The organism is Maridesulfovibrio ferrireducens, from assembly GCF_016342405.1.
Taxonomy (GTDB): Bacteria; Desulfobacterota; Desulfovibrionia; order Desulfovibrionales; family Desulfovibrionaceae; genus Maridesulfovibrio; species Maridesulfovibrio ferrireducens_A.
On sequence record NZ_JAEINN010000015.1, the window covers coordinates 22,451 to 38,969 of the forward strand.

Annotated in this window: 17 protein-coding genes; 11 read left to right on the plus strand and 6 right to left on the minus strand. The window is 39.3% G+C overall.

The window, feature by feature from the left end; genetic code table 11:
* The first annotated feature begins 100 nt into the window (after positions 1-100).
* Entirely contained in the window at positions 101-2,368 is a 2,268-nt protein-coding gene (gene rnr, locus JEY82_RS15225; protein WP_304087170.1) for a ribonuclease R, read from the plus strand.
* On the opposite strand, the gene JEY82_RS15230 is transcribed toward rnr, so the two are convergent.
* A complete protein-coding gene (locus JEY82_RS15230; protein WP_304087172.1) occupies positions 2,365-2,664 on the minus strand; it encodes a hypothetical protein in 300 nt (99 codons plus the stop codon). The two genes, rnr and JEY82_RS15230, sit on opposite strands and share 4 nt — an antisense overlap.
* Positions 2,665-2,826: 162 nt before the next feature.
* On the opposite strand from JEY82_RS15230, the gene JEY82_RS15235 reads away from it, so the two are divergent.
* The 3 genes from JEY82_RS15235 (at position 2,827) to JEY82_RS15245 (ending at position 4,918) form a co-directional block, all read left to right on the plus strand.
* Entirely contained in the window at positions 2,827-3,483 is a 657-nt protein-coding gene (locus tag JEY82_RS15235) for a helix-turn-helix transcriptional regulator (RefSeq protein WP_092161781.1), read from the plus strand.
* A 230-nt stretch (positions 3,484-3,713) separates the two neighbouring features.
* Positions 3,714-3,881 carry a hypothetical protein gene (locus tag JEY82_RS15240; RefSeq protein ID WP_170830371.1) on the plus strand — a complete coding sequence of 56 codons (168 nt, stop codon included), beginning with the start codon at positions 3,714-3,716 and terminating at the stop codon, positions 3,879-3,881.
* Positions 3,882-4,183: 302 nt separating this feature from the next.
* A complete protein-coding gene (locus tag JEY82_RS15245; protein WP_304087175.1) occupies positions 4,184-4,918 on the plus strand; it encodes a UPF0489 family protein in 735 nt (244 codons plus the stop codon).
* A 23-nt stretch (positions 4,919-4,941) separates the two neighbouring features.
* Here JEY82_RS15245 and JEY82_RS15250 read toward each other — a convergent pair whose 3' ends face one another.
* Positions 4,942-5,280, minus strand: a complete 339-nt coding sequence (locus tag JEY82_RS15250; RefSeq protein ID WP_304087177.1) for a hypothetical protein — start codon at positions 5,278-5,280, stop codon at positions 4,942-4,944.
* A 113-nt stretch (positions 5,281-5,393) separates the two neighbouring features.
* The gene (locus tag JEY82_RS15255; RefSeq protein WP_304087179.1) at positions 5,394-5,957 is read right to left on the minus strand and encodes a hypothetical protein; all 564 of its coding nucleotides are present in this window, start codon (positions 5,955-5,957) and stop codon (positions 5,394-5,396) included.
* Between the two features lie 86 nt (positions 5,958-6,043).
* On the opposite strand from JEY82_RS15255, the gene JEY82_RS15260 reads away from it, so the two are divergent.
* Both JEY82_RS15260 and JEY82_RS15265 read left to right on the plus strand, forming a co-directional pair.
* Positions 6,044-6,541, plus strand: coding sequence for a hypothetical protein (locus JEY82_RS15260; RefSeq protein WP_304087181.1), 498 nt, complete (start codon positions 6,044-6,046; stop codon positions 6,539-6,541).
* A gap of 81 nt (positions 6,542-6,622) precedes the next feature.
* On the plus strand, positions 6,623-6,796 hold the full coding sequence (locus tag JEY82_RS15265) for a hypothetical protein (protein ID WP_170830372.1): 174 nt from the start codon (positions 6,623-6,625) through the stop codon (positions 6,794-6,796).
* 9 nt (positions 6,797-6,805) lie between these two features.
* On the opposite strand, the gene JEY82_RS15270 is transcribed toward JEY82_RS15265, so the two are convergent.
* Positions 6,806-7,609 carry an ABC transporter substrate-binding protein gene (locus tag JEY82_RS15270; RefSeq protein WP_304087183.1) on the minus strand — a complete coding sequence of 268 codons (804 nt, stop codon included), beginning with the start codon at positions 7,607-7,609 and terminating at the stop codon, positions 6,806-6,808.
* Between the two features lie 44 nt (positions 7,610-7,653).
* On the opposite strand from JEY82_RS15270, the gene JEY82_RS15275 reads away from it, so the two are divergent.
* The 3 genes from JEY82_RS15275 to JEY82_RS15285 all read left to right on the plus strand — a co-directional run bounded on the left by JEY82_RS15275 (position 7,654) and on the right by JEY82_RS15285 (position 12,948).
* Entirely contained in the window at positions 7,654-8,706 is a 1,053-nt protein-coding gene (locus JEY82_RS15275; RefSeq protein WP_304087185.1) for an endonuclease/exonuclease/phosphatase family protein, read from the plus strand.
* Between the two features lie 143 nt (positions 8,707-8,849).
* Positions 8,850-9,905 (plus strand): ABC transporter substrate-binding protein, encoded by a 1,056-nt coding sequence (locus tag JEY82_RS15280; RefSeq protein ID WP_304087187.1) that lies wholly within the window; start codon positions 8,850-8,852, stop codon positions 9,903-9,905.
* A gap of 4 nt (positions 9,906-9,909) precedes the next feature.
* Positions 9,910-12,948, plus strand: coding sequence for a response regulator (locus JEY82_RS15285; protein WP_304087189.1), 3,039 nt, complete (start codon positions 9,910-9,912; stop codon positions 12,946-12,948).
* Positions 12,949-13,042: 94 nt separating this feature from the next.
* Here the strand turns inward: JEY82_RS15285 and JEY82_RS15290 are convergent, their stop codons facing one another.
* Entirely contained in the window at positions 13,043-13,474 is a 432-nt protein-coding gene (locus JEY82_RS15290; protein WP_304087190.1) for an iron-sulfur cluster assembly scaffold protein, read from the minus strand.
* Between the two features lie 195 nt (positions 13,475-13,669).
* On the opposite strand from JEY82_RS15290, the gene JEY82_RS15295 reads away from it, so the two are divergent.
* Together JEY82_RS15295 and JEY82_RS15300 are read left to right on the plus strand one after the other, a co-directional pair.
* Positions 13,670-14,581, plus strand: a complete 912-nt coding sequence (locus JEY82_RS15295) for a LysR substrate-binding domain-containing protein (RefSeq protein ID WP_304087192.1) — start codon at positions 13,670-13,672, stop codon at positions 14,579-14,581.
* Between the two features lie 36 nt (positions 14,582-14,617).
* On the plus strand, positions 14,618-15,787 hold the full coding sequence (locus JEY82_RS15300; RefSeq protein WP_304087194.1) for a GNAT family N-acetyltransferase: 1,170 nt from the start codon (positions 14,618-14,620) through the stop codon (positions 15,785-15,787).
* Here the strand turns inward: JEY82_RS15300 and JEY82_RS15305 are convergent.
* Positions 15,784-16,383, minus strand: a complete 600-nt coding sequence (locus JEY82_RS15305) for a YqiA/YcfP family alpha/beta fold hydrolase (protein ID WP_304087195.1) — start codon at positions 16,381-16,383, stop codon at positions 15,784-15,786. The genes JEY82_RS15300 and JEY82_RS15305 overlap by 4 nt on opposite strands.
* Positions 16,384-16,519 lie beyond the last annotated feature (136 nt).

Consider the following 16,519-nt stretch of genomic DNA (forward strand, 5'->3'; position numbering starts at 1 on the left):
AAATAGAAATTACTAAAGAAATTTTTAAAGAAATTCAAAAATATGCGGCCAAAAGAGCTGCTTAATAAAATCAAAACAATTTAGAATCAGGATATATATCATGGGTAAAAAGAAACATTCCAAGAATCCCGGCGTAATTAAGCCGTTTGAAGTAGTGAAAATTTTACGCAAAAGCGAGAAACCTCTTTCAGGTGGTGAAATTCAGAAAAGGCTGGGATTGACAAAACGTCATCGTAAGTTTGTGAAAGAGTTGCTTGTTGCACTGGTTGATGAAGGAAAAATAGTCAAGGCTGGAAGTGCTTACGGCCTCCTTGAAAAGATGAATATGATTACCGGAAAGCTTCAGGTTCAGAGGTCCGGTGCGGCTTTTGTTCTGCCGGATGAAAAAGGGCGCAAGGATATTTTCATTCGTCCTAAATCAATGAATGAAGCATGGCACGGAGATAGAGTTTCGGTTGCAATTTTAAGCGCCAATAGTGGTGGTAAAAATCCCGAAGGGCGTGTTCTCAGTGTGCTTGAAAGAGGGAAACAGGTTTTCCCTGTAAGAGTTGTCCGTGCGACCGGAGCAACTGCGTTGCTTTGTAATCCCACAGATCCGAAGCTCAATTTCGGGATAGTGGTTGAACCGAGCGAAGCTGTAAAAAGTCCATCATTGGCGAGCGCAAAGTTAGAAAAATCCGTCCTTAATAAAGCAGGTGTTGACTCAACTGTAGCTTCATCAAAGGAACAGTCTTTTGACTATTCAAAGGTTTCCCGCGGAGATATTTTACTCGTTGCTCCCGGTGAACGGATTCATGCAAATTTGTGGAAAGGTAAAATTCTTAAGTATCTTGGACGTGAAGATGATGTTCTTGTGCAGGAAGCGATAGTTAAGGCTAATAATGGAGTTCCGACCGAATTTCCTGAAAAAGCGTTGGAACAGGCTGGTTCTCTACCGGATCGTCCGAGTGAGGAAGATTTTAAATCCCGCGAAGATATGCGCGAGATTCAGTTTGTCACTATTGACGGCGCGACCGCAAAAGATTTTGACGATGCTATTCATGTTGAAACAACAGCGAAGGGTTACAGACTCAGAGTCGCAATTGCGGACGTAAGCCATTACGTTGCAATGAATTCTCCGATGGATCGAGAAGCAGGTAAACGCGCTAATTCCTATTATTTCCCTAAATCTGTTGAACCTATGTTCCCTGAAGCACTCAGTAACGGGCTTTGCAGTCTTAATCCGAATGTTGAACGGCTTGCGATGAATGCAACAATTGAGTTCGACAAAAACGGTGTTCCGCTATCTTCGAAATTTGCTTCGGTGGTAATCCGCAGTCATGCACGATTGACCTACAATCAGGTCTACAAAGCAATTATTCAGGGAGATGAAGAGGAACGCGCTAAGATTTCTGATGTTGTTCCTATGCTGGAAGTTGCGGAAAAACTGGCCCTTCAAATCAATGCAAGAAGGAAGGAACGGGGCAGTCTTGATTTTGATCTGCCAGAGCCGGAAATTCTTTTTAATTTGCAGGGTGAAACAGTGGATATCTGCCCGAGAGTCCGCAACTTTGCACATCAGATAATTGAAGAGTTTATGATCGCAGCTAACGAAGCTGTGGCTGAATTTTTGACTGCGCGTGAAATGCCTTGCCTATATCGCGTGCATCCCGGTCCTGATCCTCAGAAGTTGACCAATTTCTTTAAGGTATTGAAGAAAATGGGTGTCGCCAACGATATCCCTGACCCCATAACTCCACAATCTTTGCAGAAGGTTCTTCAGAGCGCAGACGGGGCGGATCAGGAATTTCTGGTGAGCAGAATGCTGATAAGATCCATGAAGCAGGCTAAGTACGAACCTGGAAATGAAGGTCATTTCGGGCTGGCTTCAGATTGTTACTGTCATTTCACTTCGCCGATCAGACGTTATGCCGACCTTGCCGTGCACAGATCGTTGAAGGTTGCTCTCGGTGATCAGCATCAACCGATGCATGCTCAAAAGCAATTGACAGGCCTTGGGTCACATCTGAGCGCACGTGAGCGTGTTGCAATGGAAGCTGAGCGTGAAATCCTTAAGCGTCTGACCATTATTTTTCTTAAAGATAAAGTCGGAGAACAATTTACCGGCATTATTTCATCTATGGCAGAGTTCGGATTCTGGGTAGAATTCCAAGAAGTTATGGCAGAAGGTATGATCAGACTGGCTAGTCTAAGTGATGACTATTATACTTTCTGGGCTGACCGTCAGATGATTGTGGGTGAACGTTCGGGTAAGGCTTTCAGATTGGGACAGAAAGTTATTGTAAAGCTTGACTCTGTGAGTCTTGAGTTACTTGAAGCCAACTTGTCGATAGTGGAAGGCGGAGAAAATTTTAAAAAGTTTGTCTAGTTTTTGGCATTTTTTTCTAAGTATCTGACTATTTTGCAAAAAATTGTTAAAGTGCATATCTTTTCGTCTACTTCACAGTTGAATACGTCGTCAGCTTCGGCCACGGTGTTAAGAGCTTCATACACTTTAACGAGAGATTCCTGCGTATCATTACCGAATAGGTCTTTAATCATGCGCAGGAGCTCCGGTGGAGCTTCTGGGGTTAGATTCAGGATTACCCCGGAATCTCCGAAGTCAAAGTCGAAGTATCCTGCGTATTCGGCTGCAATATCTTGCATGTCTCTATCCTTGGTCATGAAATAAACTCCAAGTAATTTTTCTTTTGATATAAAAAGACATTACTACAACCCTAGATGTTTGAAAAGTGCTCTATCGTTATAAAATGGTTGCGATATTGTTTTGTCTAAGTTAACTATAAGTGAACTTGTATGTTAAACTTTGATTGATTTGAGGGCGTAATGCAAACCAAAGATTTTGATTCATTTTTTGAGAGGCTGCGGGAGCAGACAGATATTTCAACTCAGGCTCAGTTGGCTCGCGAACTCGGAGTCGGGCGAGCTGCGGTGTCCTTGGTTAAAAAAAAAGGGGCCGTTCCTCCTCGTTGGATATTGGATTTGTCGGTGCGCTATAATATAGATTCAACATGGCTTGAATCGGGGCTTGGCTTGCCTCATTCCGAAGAAAGCGCAGAAGCGTTTGCGGAAGACTTTACGAGAGTTCCGAAAGTTGCGGCCCGACTGTCAGCCGGCGGCGGATCTTTTGAGACAGGTGGGGAAATTGAAGGTTATTACGCATTTCATAAAAACTGGATAAGTTCTAAGGGTAACCCCGCTAATATGGTTTTGATGGAAGTGTACGGAAACAGCATGGAGCCCGAACTTAAAGCGGGAGATATCGTGCTGCTTGATCAATCCAAGCAGAGCATTCTTGCGGGTGGTATTTATGCCATCGGCGTTGAAGATACTGTAATGGTTAAGCGGGTTGAAAAGCGCCCGGGACAGGTTGTTCTTCATAGTGATAACACCGACTATTCGCCTATTTTTCTTGGCGGAGATGAGCTTGAAAATGTAAGAGTTCTCGGTCAGGTTGTCTGGGCGTCACGCGAATATCAGTAAAATAATCGTTTTTTTTTAATTTTGTTTAAGCGGGATTGTTAAGCTGTTGAGCTGCAATCTCGCTTTTTTTATGGATATTTTTTTAGAGTAGTTAAATATTTTAATTGTTGTGTTTATTTTTAGTTGACACCTGTGTTGTGTTATGGTTGATTTGAGTCGTCACATGTCAAGAGTTTCGGAGGGAGGGTGATTCCTTCCATGTAAAAAAAATCACGGTCAGGAGAGTTGTTATGCAGGAAAGATATTGCAAGTGCGGAAATCAGGTCATTGTTCAGTATCAGAATAAAAGATCTGAAGATTGGTTTACACGTTTCTGGATAATGGGGTCCACTTTCGGCAAAACTGTAAGAGTTTGTCCGCATTGTGGAAACCCGCTTAATATTGACAGCCTAAAGTAAGAACTTTTTTAAATTGAATTTTAAAAGAAAATAAAAATTTATAAATTTTCGGTAAACTTCCCCCCTGTTGTTTACCGGGAAAGTGACTGCCACTTATATTCCTTACACTCCGGTTCTATTTTCTTTCTGATTAGTATGCCGTCGTTCTGGCGGCATACTAATTGAGCCGGTATTTTAAGAAGTTTATATCGTACAGTCTGCTTTCAAGAGATTGTGTTTATCTATTTGAATAATCTAACCCTTTCCTTTTCAATCTCCCAAATGTATGAATTAAAAAAGTAGATATGATTTTGGAGGAATATATGGGCGAGTGGATAGTATATTTTCAGGGGCGTAATCATTCAACCGCAATAAAGCTTAATTTTTTGTGGAAAGATCATAATATCTTTATAATGGATAATCACCGGGCTGCGCTTTGGTGCTGGCTTTCCAGTATAAAAGATCATCCAGATGTTGGCTTGTTTCATGTTGATAGACATTATGACGCTTTATTTTCTGTGAAAGATTATGTTCATTTTCCTCACGAAGATTTTAATTCGCTTAGCATTGATGAATATCTTTCCTGTGGTTATGATAATGATTTTTTTGCGGTAACACCGCTTTTCAGGTGGGATAACTATCTGGGTTTATTTATTGAAAAATATCGTAATCAAGTTAGGGAGTGGGCTTTCGCCACGCATGGAAAAGGTGCCGCTCCAAAAGATATTCCTTTCGCAGCATACGAACCTTGGGAGTTTCCTGCGGGGCTTTATGAACTGAAGGGAAAATGGATTTTCAATCTTGATCTTGATTATTTTTTTGGAAGAATGAGCAGCGGTAAGATGGAAAGGTTGTTTACTGATGTGTATGTTCGGGATTTTTCCAAAGCCTTACGTGCCGGTCTTGATTCTGGTGTAATTGTGGCCTTGACGGTGAGTTTAAGCCCTGAATGCGCTGGAGGATGGGAAGGAACAGAAGAAGTCCTTAAGCTGATCACCGAAGGACTTGAAATAGATTTCAGCCTGCCTGCATCTCCTGATCTCGAACATTCAATATGAATAAAGGTAAAAAAACTAAAAATTTAGTCTTTATTCCATACTTTAAACTTATGAGTTGAAAAGAATTCGTTATACAGTTTTTCCGCTTTTTTCTTGAAGTTTTTATCGTGCATAATCAGCACGCTTAATGCTTCATATTTAAAATAAGCCACAACATCATCCCAGTCGATTTCGTCATTATCTGCTTTGTGTCTGAATCCCTGTAAGCCCGGTTCCACTAATTTTTGCTTCAAGGGATCATCGACACCGGCATCTTTGAAAAAAGCACATATTTCTTTTTTTACATTTTCAGGCCAATCTGTTTCTCCTAAGGGAATAAGGTCCTGAAATTTATTTTCCTGTCCTTTTTTTAATATATACATCCCGATAACTCCGATTTTGAAATAGTGATTGATACAGATTTTAGTATGATCCAAAAAAGTTAAATTTACAAGAATTTAGGTGGGGTGCTGTGGTTTGCAATTAGATGTAGATATTACTTAGTTCGATTAAATCTACCAATTATCTGTCCCGTAGCAGACATAGATTTCGAGTCATCAAATTCGGTTTTTAGAAATGTGAGGGCTGATAAATCAGGACTGAAAACTAATGTCCTGATTTGAGAGTTCCCGCCGGATTTTTCATAATCTATAATGTCTGTTATATAAAAAGTGTTTCCGGAAACGGTTACTGACCTTCGTACTTTCATCTTATCTAAATTCCATTCGTATTCCATAAATGTTTCATCGCTAGGGATTACGTAATAGTCATAATGACTTTTATTTATATTTTGCATGTCAGAATTTATGGTTAGACTGGCTGTCGTTGTTACCATTTTATTCGTGTAATGAACGGTTACTTCTCCTGCAAACACACCACAAAAACGAGAATTATTCAAAGCTATTACTTTTTTACCGGGAGTAGTTTTTTGTGTTGTTTCGGGTAGTCGTAAATTGAATTCAGGTCTTTTAAGGTCATTTAGAGAGGAAGATTCTTTTCCTGAAGCTGTCGAGACGGTGAGAGCTAGTATCGCCACGATCAGGAGTAATGTTTTTTTCATGATATTTTAGCCACCTATTCGTTTTGCTGGTACGTATTGTTGAATTAATATATGAAGTTAAAAAATGATTTCAAAAGGAGATTAACATGATTCGTCTTGTCAGGAAAATATTTCTTTTAGTGTTTATTTTGTCGGCTGTGATTTATGTGCCCACTCTCAGCGCGGAAATGAAAATTACTTTGAAAGACGGAAAGGTCATCGAAGTTCCTGTTTCGCGTGAAAATGTTAAATCTATCGAATATGGTGATTCTGTAGTCTCCAGTGCGGCCGGGGAGTCTGGCGATAAAGAGACTCAGATAGTTTATGGCAAGAATACTATTCGAATCGAAAGTGCTAAATATGGAAATGTCAGTTTTGAATTAGGAAACGAGTTGGGATATAAGCAATATTTTTGTGATGCTAAAGATGCATTGATCGAAAAGTGTGATGGTAAGGATCGTTGTAAAATTATTGTCGGAAGCCAGATCTGTGGTGATCCATATCCTGGGAAAGGTAAGTACTTGTATGTTGAGTACTCATGCGGTGAAAAGCTTAAAAGAGCTAAAAATACTCAGACTGAAATTATGCTTTTGAAGTGCCCGTAGATATTATCTTTATAACCTTGATGGGTTCGCTTTTTGCATCAAAAAGCGGATAAGAAAAATAATCCCCATCGGAGGTTGTTAATGCGGAAGATTTTGGCTTTGGGATTAGTTGTTGTAAGCGGTATTATGTTGTTTCAGTCGGGAATCGCGGTTTATTATTCTCTGAATTCGCAAAAGATTCAAAAACCGCAGGTTGTTGAGCTTGACAGGGTAGAAGGCATAAATTGCCCTTTCTTTTTTCCAAAGGAGCAATAGTTAAATTTTTTATTTGTGTTGAACAGTGTGTTTAATGGTAGGAATTTTATTCTTTGTAATGAATATATTAAAATCTTCTAGAAAGTCAGTTTTGCTTCTTTTTATGAGTAGGTGCAAATTATATTCGTAAAGTGGTTTTTCTATAATACGAAATGAATTAATGGAATGGCTGGACCGGCTCATAAGTTTCGGTAAGGTCATTTCATTGCAAATGGCGCCTTCAACTCTCCGCTTTGTGACCAGTTCAAGTATTTGCGATGTGCGATAGACAGAGTGCTTGTGTATTATGTCTTTATCAAAATATTCATCCAATGGCCCGTAGCCATTACCGTGCAGTACTGCTATTCGTTTTCCTCTTAAATCCTCAATATTATTGTCTATAATGTCCGAATTTTTTCTTACCAGCAAATGGTCTCCGATCTTCCATAAAGGGAGTGAAGGAGCAAATTTGCTGTTAATTTCTTTCGAGACAAACATCGGGTCCGTCAATGCGAAAGCGTCTGCATTTTCTGCTGCGAGAACTTTATTAATTCGTCCTCGGGGTAAACATTTGTATTCAAGCTTGTATTGTGGATGGCTCTTTGTAAAATTTTCTAATATGTCTATGAAAAGCCCTTTAAGATTTTGGCTGGATTCGTTGCTTTTGTTGATTGAATAGAATGGCGGAAATCTATGACCGAACAAAATAACGATTTTTTCTTTTTGAATCTCTTTGGCATAAGATCCGCCAGTAGCAGAAATAGATAATATTACAGTTATAAAAATTATTTTACATATTGCTCTTAATATTTTTCTTCGATGAAAGGATATCATATTATTTTAACTGCTTTTTTTAAATAATAAATTTAGGGGTTGGAATGAATTCAGTCTATACTTTTTTTAAACCCTTGGCATTGATTTTATTAATTTTACTGTGCGTGGTCATTTTTTGGTTTATTTTTAAGTGGTTTAACGATCCTGAATATAAAATCGAACAGATTCAGGAAGGTTTTGTTCTGAATTTAAATGATAGAGCTGAAAAAATGAATTTGAAAAATAATTCATTAACGGTAATCAGCTACAATTTGGGTTTTGCTGCCGGACCGATGCAGAACACTTTAGCCGATGATCACCCCGAGTCTTTTTATTCTCGAAACCTTGATGACTTTATCAGTATGGTCAAAGAAAAAGATGCAGAGATTCTTCTATTGCAAGAAGTTGACTTGAATTCAAAACGTTCAGGGTATGTTAACCAGTTGGACTATATAATGACCAGACTGGGATGGAGTTATGCTGCTCCTGTTGTGGACTGGGATTTTTATTTTCCACTTCGCAAGGAACATAAAATTGTTAAAGCAACAGTTGTTATTTCTAAATTTCCTATAATTTCTAATGAGTATACTCTTACTTCCGGTAAACCCAATTTTAAGAACAAATTAATAAATATTTTTTATTATCCGTTGTTGTGGAAGTCTACTATGCAGCAAGTGAAAGTTATGGTTGGAGAGATCTCAATATCACTTTATAATGTACATCTTTGTGTATGGAATAGAGAAGCCAGAATGGGGCAGATAAAATACTTGTCAGAATGGATAAATAAAGATCAGGATTCTGACGGGTTTATTGTCGGAGGCGATTTTAACTTTCAGGCTTATATAAGAGGAACACCCATACCGGTCGATGATATGTCTCAACCACCGATTTTTAATGTTCTCTGGAATGAATTGCCGGGAATTAGAGAACTGTTGATCGACAGTACTTTAGACACAGACATGATTCATAAACATTTTACATTTCCAGAAAGAAAACATCGGTATGATTTTTTGTTTTATTCGAAGAACTTTAACAGTGTAGAATGCGAAATTGTGCATGATTTGCAGTCTTCGGATCATCTTCCACTTGTAGGTGTTTTTAAAATATTTCAACAGTAGAGACTTTTAGTCTTATTATTGCGTTAATAATTTTATTTTGATGTATGTTTAACTTTTGAATGACGTAAAAGATGCTACACTGAGCCACTTTATTGTGTTTGTAGAGGGGGGAGACCCACTCAATCTCGAAATGTGGAGCCGACATGGATAAAATGTTCCTTTTCTGTCTGAAGGTGTGTCTCGGTTTTCTTTGTATGTGTTCCGGTGCTTTGGCTGCGGACATCGGAATCAAGAAAGTATTTATCGTTAGCAGCTATGCTCAAGATAATATTTGCGGACTTCCTCAGTCTCAGGGCGTTCTTGAAGCTCTATCTTTGGCAGGGTATAAAGCTGATAAGAACATTAAAATCTATACGTATGCTATGGATAGCAAAAAAGTTAATAATACTCCTGATTTGATTGAGGCTCAGGCTGAAATAGTTTTATCAAAAATTAAAGATATTCATCCCGATGTTCTAGTTGTTTTGGATGATAATGCCTTCCGGGCCGTTGCTCTTAAACTTGTGGACTCCGATATATCAATTGTTTTTTCAGGACTCAATGGGCAGCCTGAAGATTATAATAGTATAGCAAAATGGATGAATTCCCGAGAGAAACCGGGACACAACATAACAGGCGTTTACGAAAAACTTCACTTTGTTGACGCATTTAAAGTTCAGAAGAAAATTATACCGGATTTAAGCCGAGCGCTAATTATTACAGACAATTCTCCCACAGGGACGGCTATGTTAAAGCAGGTTGAGCGTGAGCTATCTGAAGAATCAATAGATGTTGCTTTTGATATTGAGATAGCTTTGTCGTGGGAAAATTATAAAGATATTATTTTAAAAGGGTGTTCTGATCCAGTCATAGGGACCATATATCCGGCAGCAACTCTTTTAAAAGATAAAAACGGTGTTACTCATTCCACTTCAGAAATCATTCTCTGGACTATTAAAAATTGTCGAAAACCGGCGCTTCCGGTGAACTATGCCTTTGTACAGCTCGGTATGCTTGGCGGAGCTGGCGTTGATTTTATCTCAATGGGACGGCAAGCGGGACGAATGGTTGTTATGATTTTAAGTGGAAAGAGGGCCGGAGAGCTTCCTGTCGAAGACGCAAAGAGGTATGCTCTTGTTTTTAATCTTAAAAGAGCCGAAGAGCTGGGAATAACTATTCCCAATGATGTCTTAATGGCTTCCGATGCTATCTACAGGTAATTAATTGTTTAATTGGGTTAACAACATTAAACGTAGAAATTGTTATAGATTGTCTACTCTTATGGCCGCATCGATTTGCGGCATTGCGCTTATTTCTGCCCTCGCGTTTGGAGGCGTTCTTTCTTATAGTTATATCACAAGCTTGCGAGCTGAATTTTATGATCGGGTACGTGCAGAAGGAGAAGGACATAGTTTAGAGGTCTATAGTTTTTTAAATAGGGCAATGTCCCGTCTTGGTGAGCTTAGCAGAGATAATTCGATTCGGGTTACAATGATGCTTGGAGTTGATTATCCGCTTTCCGAAAAGCTGGCTGAGTATGATCAGACTCCATCCGGGGTGGATTATTTTATTTTGCGTGAAGGTGATGACAAGATTTTTTCGTCTACTTCAAAAAAATATGATGAAACTCTTGTTAGGGATGCTCTTCTTAATCCTCCGTTTCGTTGTACTTTTTGCCGATCTTCCGACGGTAAGTTTGTTACTGTTTTTTCCGTTCCAATTCAAAGTAGATCTCAAGTTGTCGGTAGTGCGGCCTGTCTTGTAGATCTTTCTTGGTCTGGTCTCGATCCTCTGTTTGAAAGTATTACGAACGGGAAACTTATTTTGTTTGCGCAGGGCGGTGCATTTGATTTGATATCAGGTGAAGTTCTACCGCTGGTAATGGGCGAAGCTATTTCTGATAAAATCATGCATGCCCGTCTTGGAGAAAACCTTGATGGAGTGCTTTTCCGTAGTTTTCTTGTGCCGGGGCTTGCGTATTTTATTTCTGACGTGCGACTTAATAAGGCTATAACGAAAACTTTTTTACTTTCCATGCCCTTTTTTGTTGCAGTAACTTGTCTTTGTTTTTTCGTTGCTCTTTTGCTGAGTAATAAGCTTGGCAAACCTCTTCGTGTTATCAGTGATGCGGCTGAAGATATTTCAAAGGGATTGGATGTCGATATACAGACGAAGGGCAGTCATATTTATGAGATTAATACTCTTGAGAAGTCCTTGTCTTCTATGCTCAGTAGCTTACGCAGAACGAAAGGGTTGGAAGAGTATCAGTTCTTTTTTGATAACGTGGGGGACCTTGTTTGTATTACTGATATAGATGGTCTCTTTTTAGAAGCAAACTGCCGTATCTCCTCACAGTTAGGATATTCCCGTGAAGAACTGCTGGGAAAAACTCTTTTTGAGCTGGTTCCGACCTCTGAACGAGCCTCTTTGCGCAGTGTTTTGAATGATATTTTGAGTGGTAGCTCCACGGATAGTTTTGAGTGTCCTATGGTTACGAAATCCGGGCTGACAGTTCACTCGGAGGTTCGTTCCCGAAAGATAGTATATCACGGAGCAGATGTTCTTCTCAGTGTCGTTCGTGATGTTACTGATAGAAAGAGGGACGAAGAGGAGTTGCAGCGATATGCCTCCGAATTATTGAGAGCTAAAAAGGTGGAGGAACGGAATTCTGCGCATATGTCTGAAACGCTGAGGCAGTTGGAAGATGCAATGGCGCGTGCTGAGGTTGCAAGTCGGACAAAAAGTGAATTTCTTGCACAGATGAGTCATGAAATCCGTACACCTATGAACTCAATTCTAGGCATGTCTGATATGCTTAGAGATACGCCTCTTTCCGCAGAACAAAAAAGCTATGTCACTATTTTTCGTGATTCAGGTAAAGCTCTTATGGAGCTGATTGACGGTATATTGGATTTGTCCAAGATTGAATCTGGAAAATTGTCTCTTGAAAAAACCGAGTTCAATTTAGATAATTTGATAGATGAAATCTCTGGGATAATGTCTGTAACTGCTTGGAAAAAAGGACTTATTTTTGCCTGTCATGTTGCCCCTGCAACCCCTGCAACTTTTGTTGGCGACCCTACCAGAATCAAACAAATTATAGTTAATCTTTTGAGCAATGCGATCAAGTTTACCGCTGAAGGGACAGTTTGTCTGGATATATCAAGCCGCGTTATGGATGGTGGCAAGGTTTTTCTATTTATCAATGTTACTGACTCCGGTATTGGCATTTCAGAAGATAAAGTTGAATTAATTTTTGAAAATTTTACGCAGGCTGACTCATCTACAACCCGTAAATTCGGCGGAACAGGGCTTGGATTGGCTATTACTCGAAATCTTGTAAAGCTCATGGATGGTAATATTGAGGCTTGTAACATTAAAAATGGCGGGGCTCTTTTCAAGACTGAAATTATTCTGGATAAATCTGAAAATGTTGATCTGCTGGACAGTAGAGTCAGAAGAATTATTCAGGGCTTGAATATTTTTGTGGTTGATAAAAATCTTATTGTCCGCAGTTATATTTGCGAATGTCTATCTAATTGGGGAGGGGTTTGTTTTCACGCAGAAAACAGTTCTCTCGCTTTAGAACAGCTTGAGTTTGGCGAAAAGAATATCGATCTTGTAATTATTTCCGAAAAGCTCGGCGAAGAAGATGGGCTTAGCGAAGTTGAAGTAATTAAAGAACATTTGAAATCGTCTTCTCCTGCTGTTTGCTTATTGTCTTCTTCTCCCGGAGACAGTGGTAATCGACCTGAAATTAATAAGCTTTTCGGAGTGATGGGAAGTGCGCGGTGGCCTCTTACTCGTGGAGCTTTACAGAAGGCACTACTTAATCTTTTTGCGAAGACAGATATGGAAGAGGGATACTTAGCTCCGGAAAAAAGGCTTCTACCAACTCGAATTTTGTTAGCTGAAGATTCAGAGAATAATCGCATGTTGATTGAGTTTTATCTTAAAGATACACCGTTTAGAATTACGTTTGTAAGGGATGGTGTCGAAGCTGTTGCAATGTATAAAAAGCGCAATTTCGATTTGGTTTTGATGGATATTCAGATGCCTAATCTGGATGGATATGGGGCAACTAAAGAAATTCGAGCTTATGAAAGAATGAATGGCTATCCTGAAACTCCAATCGTTGCTTTAACTGCGAATGCTTATGATCAAGATCGGCAGCACAGCCTTGATGTCGGTTGCAGCGGTTATCTGACAAAACCGATTAAAAAGATTACTTTAATTAAGAATATTTTAAAATTTACTGCTTAAATATTTTTATAAGATATACGAATAAACCCCGCTTTTTTGCAAAAGAGCGGGGTTTTAGCTCTAATTAAGTTAAGTCTTTTAAAGCGTTTAAACGTTACACCTTTTTTTTAAGCCATGATCCAAGAGCTTCTTGCAGAGCGGATGAAGCCAGATGAGCACAATGCTTTTTGTCTTCGGGAATTTTGCCGAGAAGTTGAACAATATCTTCTCCGTCAATTTCAGACGCTTCATCAATTGTTTTTCCACAGGATAATTCGCAAGCTGCATCCGCACTCACGATGCTGGCACCGCATCCATCTGTATAAAAAGATGCTTTGCATATTTTATTGTCATCAAATTTAAGAAATATTTTTATGCAGTCCCCGCAAGTTCCTTTCATATCTCCAACTGAATCCGGGTTTTCCATGATTGCGGCAAATGAAGGATTTTTCCATCTGGAGGTTGTTTCTTTTCCGAACATATCTACAGCCGCGTCATCACAGCTTTGCTGAATTGTTGATAGTAAGTTATTAAACGGATCAGTCACTTTGTTCTCCTTGTTTTATTACTAGTTAGCAAAAAAAATCAGTTACATCTATTATTGCGGTTCGGATAAAAATTAATAGCTTTCGCGAATAAGTTCTATTTGGTAATATTAACTAGAAATTGTTTCGCAGTATGAGAATGGCTCGTTAATGAGTCAGGGGTAAAGAAGTATGATTTTCATCGAGTGTGTATACAAATGGAATTAAGACAGCTTAGATATTTTATAGCAGTTGCTGAAGAACTTCATTTCGGGCGTGCCGCGCAAAGAGTTCATATCGCTCAACCTCCTTTTTCTCAACAGATAAAATCTCTTGAAGAGGAAATTGGAGCAAAGCTTCTGGAGCGAAATAGTCGTAAAGTGCGACTCACTGAAGAGGGACGATATTTTTATGAACAGGCTGTTTCGATCTTAGAACAGACTGATCTTGCGGTTTCAACGGTCAGTAGAATGGCAAAAGGTGAGAGTGGAAGCGTTAAGGTCGGATTTATGGAGATTGCCATGGACAGTCTTTTACCTGAAGCAATCAGAGCTTTTCGCCATAAACATTCTGATGTTTCTGTTCTTATAAGCCAGTTAGGAGCTTCGGCTCAACTTGAGCGTATTCGTTCAGATGAGCTTGATGTCGGATTTTCTACTGTATTTATGCATGGAATGGAGGGTCTTGCGTCAATTAGATTGTTTTCCAAGAAGCATGTGCTTGCTGTTCCCGATGATCATGCTTTCACGCGTAAAAAGAGTTTGTCGCTTAAAGAGATTGCTAAGGAAAAGTTGATTATGTTCCCACGGGCTGGGCAACCAGATTTGCATGATTCTATAATGCAGGCCTTTAGCAAAAGAGGATTAGTGCCGATAATCAGTCAGGAAGTTTCTGGTCTTTCCGGAGCTGCAGCTTTGATTTCTTCTGGAATGGGAGTAGCTTTTCTGCTTGATAACAGCCATGTTTCACGTACTGGAATAACGTTGATTCCTGTAATTGAAGAGTTTCCATCAATGGATATTTTTATGGTATGGAATAAGGATTCCTGTTCTAATACCGCAAAAGTTTTTATGGAGAGAGTTGCGGATTATTTTTCGGTTTCTAAAATAATATTTAATGGAACAAGCTAATAAAATAAGGTTATGTGCTACTCAAAACATCAAATAATGACTGATATTCTAAAAGGTTATGAAATATCGTGGATCGATTCAGTTTCCAACGTGGACAGGGATGAGTGGAATGAACTTGCGTCCCTTATAAATTTTCCATTTTTGGAGTGGGACTGGCTGCGTCTGCTTGAAGAAAGTGGATGTGTTCGTCTCGAAACTGGTTGGCTCAGTGCCCACATGCTTGTTCGCCACGAAGGGCGGTTGGTTGCGGCTGTGCCTCTTTATGTTCGTGATCAAAGTGATGGAGAATTTATTTTCGATCGCGTCTGGTATGAGGTTGCTCAGAAAGGAGGCATTACTTATTACCCTAAAGTAGTGGGAATGAGTCCTTATACTCCGGCTTCAGGTTATCGTTTTTTGATTGCTCCGGATGCTAATGCTGATGTTATTGTGAGGCTTGTCTGTCAGACGCTGGACAGATTTTGCACGGCTAATAACCTTGGAAGCAGTGCCTTTAATTTTGTGGACCCGGATTGGACCAAAGAAATGGAAGCCTATGGTTACGCGACATGGCAGCATCAAGGATATGTTTGGGAAAATCACGATTACAAGGATTTTGAGCAATGGATGGGATCGCTCAACGGTAACCGGAGAAAAACTGTTCGCCGTGAACGTAAATCTTTGAAAGCTGAAAAAATCCGAGTTGAAATTTTGGTGGGAGACGAAATCCCTGATCATTATTTTTTGTTGATGTACAAATGTTATGTATCCACCAATGACAAGTTCGGCGTTTGGAGTTGTAAGTACCTCAATGAAGAATTTTTTGAGGGACTAAGCAAATATATGCGGAAAAACATATTTTTTCCCGTTGCATTCAGGGAAGGTGAGAAAGAGCCGATAGCTATGGCTATGTTCGTTTTTTCAGGGGACCGGCTTTGGGGACGGTACTGGGGCTGTTTTGAAGAAGTGCGGTTTTTACATTTTGAACTTTGTTATTACGCACCGATAGAGTGGGCTATCACTAACGATATTCGTTTATACGATCCGGGTATGGGTGGTGAACATAAGGCCAGACGTGGATTTTTTTCGTCTCCCTGCTATAGTCTGCACAGATTCAGCGATTCCTCTATGGATCTTACTTTCAAGACTTATATTCTTGAAGTTAATACTCTTGAAAACGGCTATATCAACGAAATGAATGACATGATGCCAATCGTTAAAAGTTAGTTTTTTAATAGAAAATTTCTTACTTTCCGGTTGTTTTCTGTCACTTTGTCATAACCTGTAAAGTGATGATCAGTTTCAAATGAAACGATTTCAACTCCCAGCTTCTTTAGTAATCCTTTCATTACGTTTTGATCTAATACTTCGTCCTGTTCACCTAGCAGAGCCAAGACTTTATCTTTTTTAACTAGACCCTCGCAAATAGCTTTTTCAATTTCACTTTCGACTTTGGCAAATTTATCAACATGTTCAGATGTGATAATAATCTGTTTTCCATTTTTGAAATCGTATGTTTCGCCTACGCGTTTTTCCACAAGTGATGCCGGAGTGAGTGCCGGATTGATAAGGAGTGCAGGTATTTTGTGACGAATATGCATGACCAGAGCGTAGAGTCCGCCCATAGATGATCCCTGCATGATCAGCGGACGATTACTGTTTTCAGCAATTATGCTTTCAAGAATGGTTAAGCATTCTTCCGGGTCTGCCGGGAGATCCGGGCTGATAAGTTCATGGGTTGGAAAAGCACAGGCAAGAGCCGCTGCTTTTGAGTTTTTTCCTGATGAACCGAATCCGTGGATATTTAAAAAAATGTTGTTCATTCTATTATCTTTAATATTATAAGTGAATGGAAATTGAAAAAATGTTTTATAAGTTACAAAAGTAATTACGGCAATGCGACTTTTAAAGTCAAAGGGTAATTGCCGGAAGTTATTTTATGGCTGTAGACGAAATTCT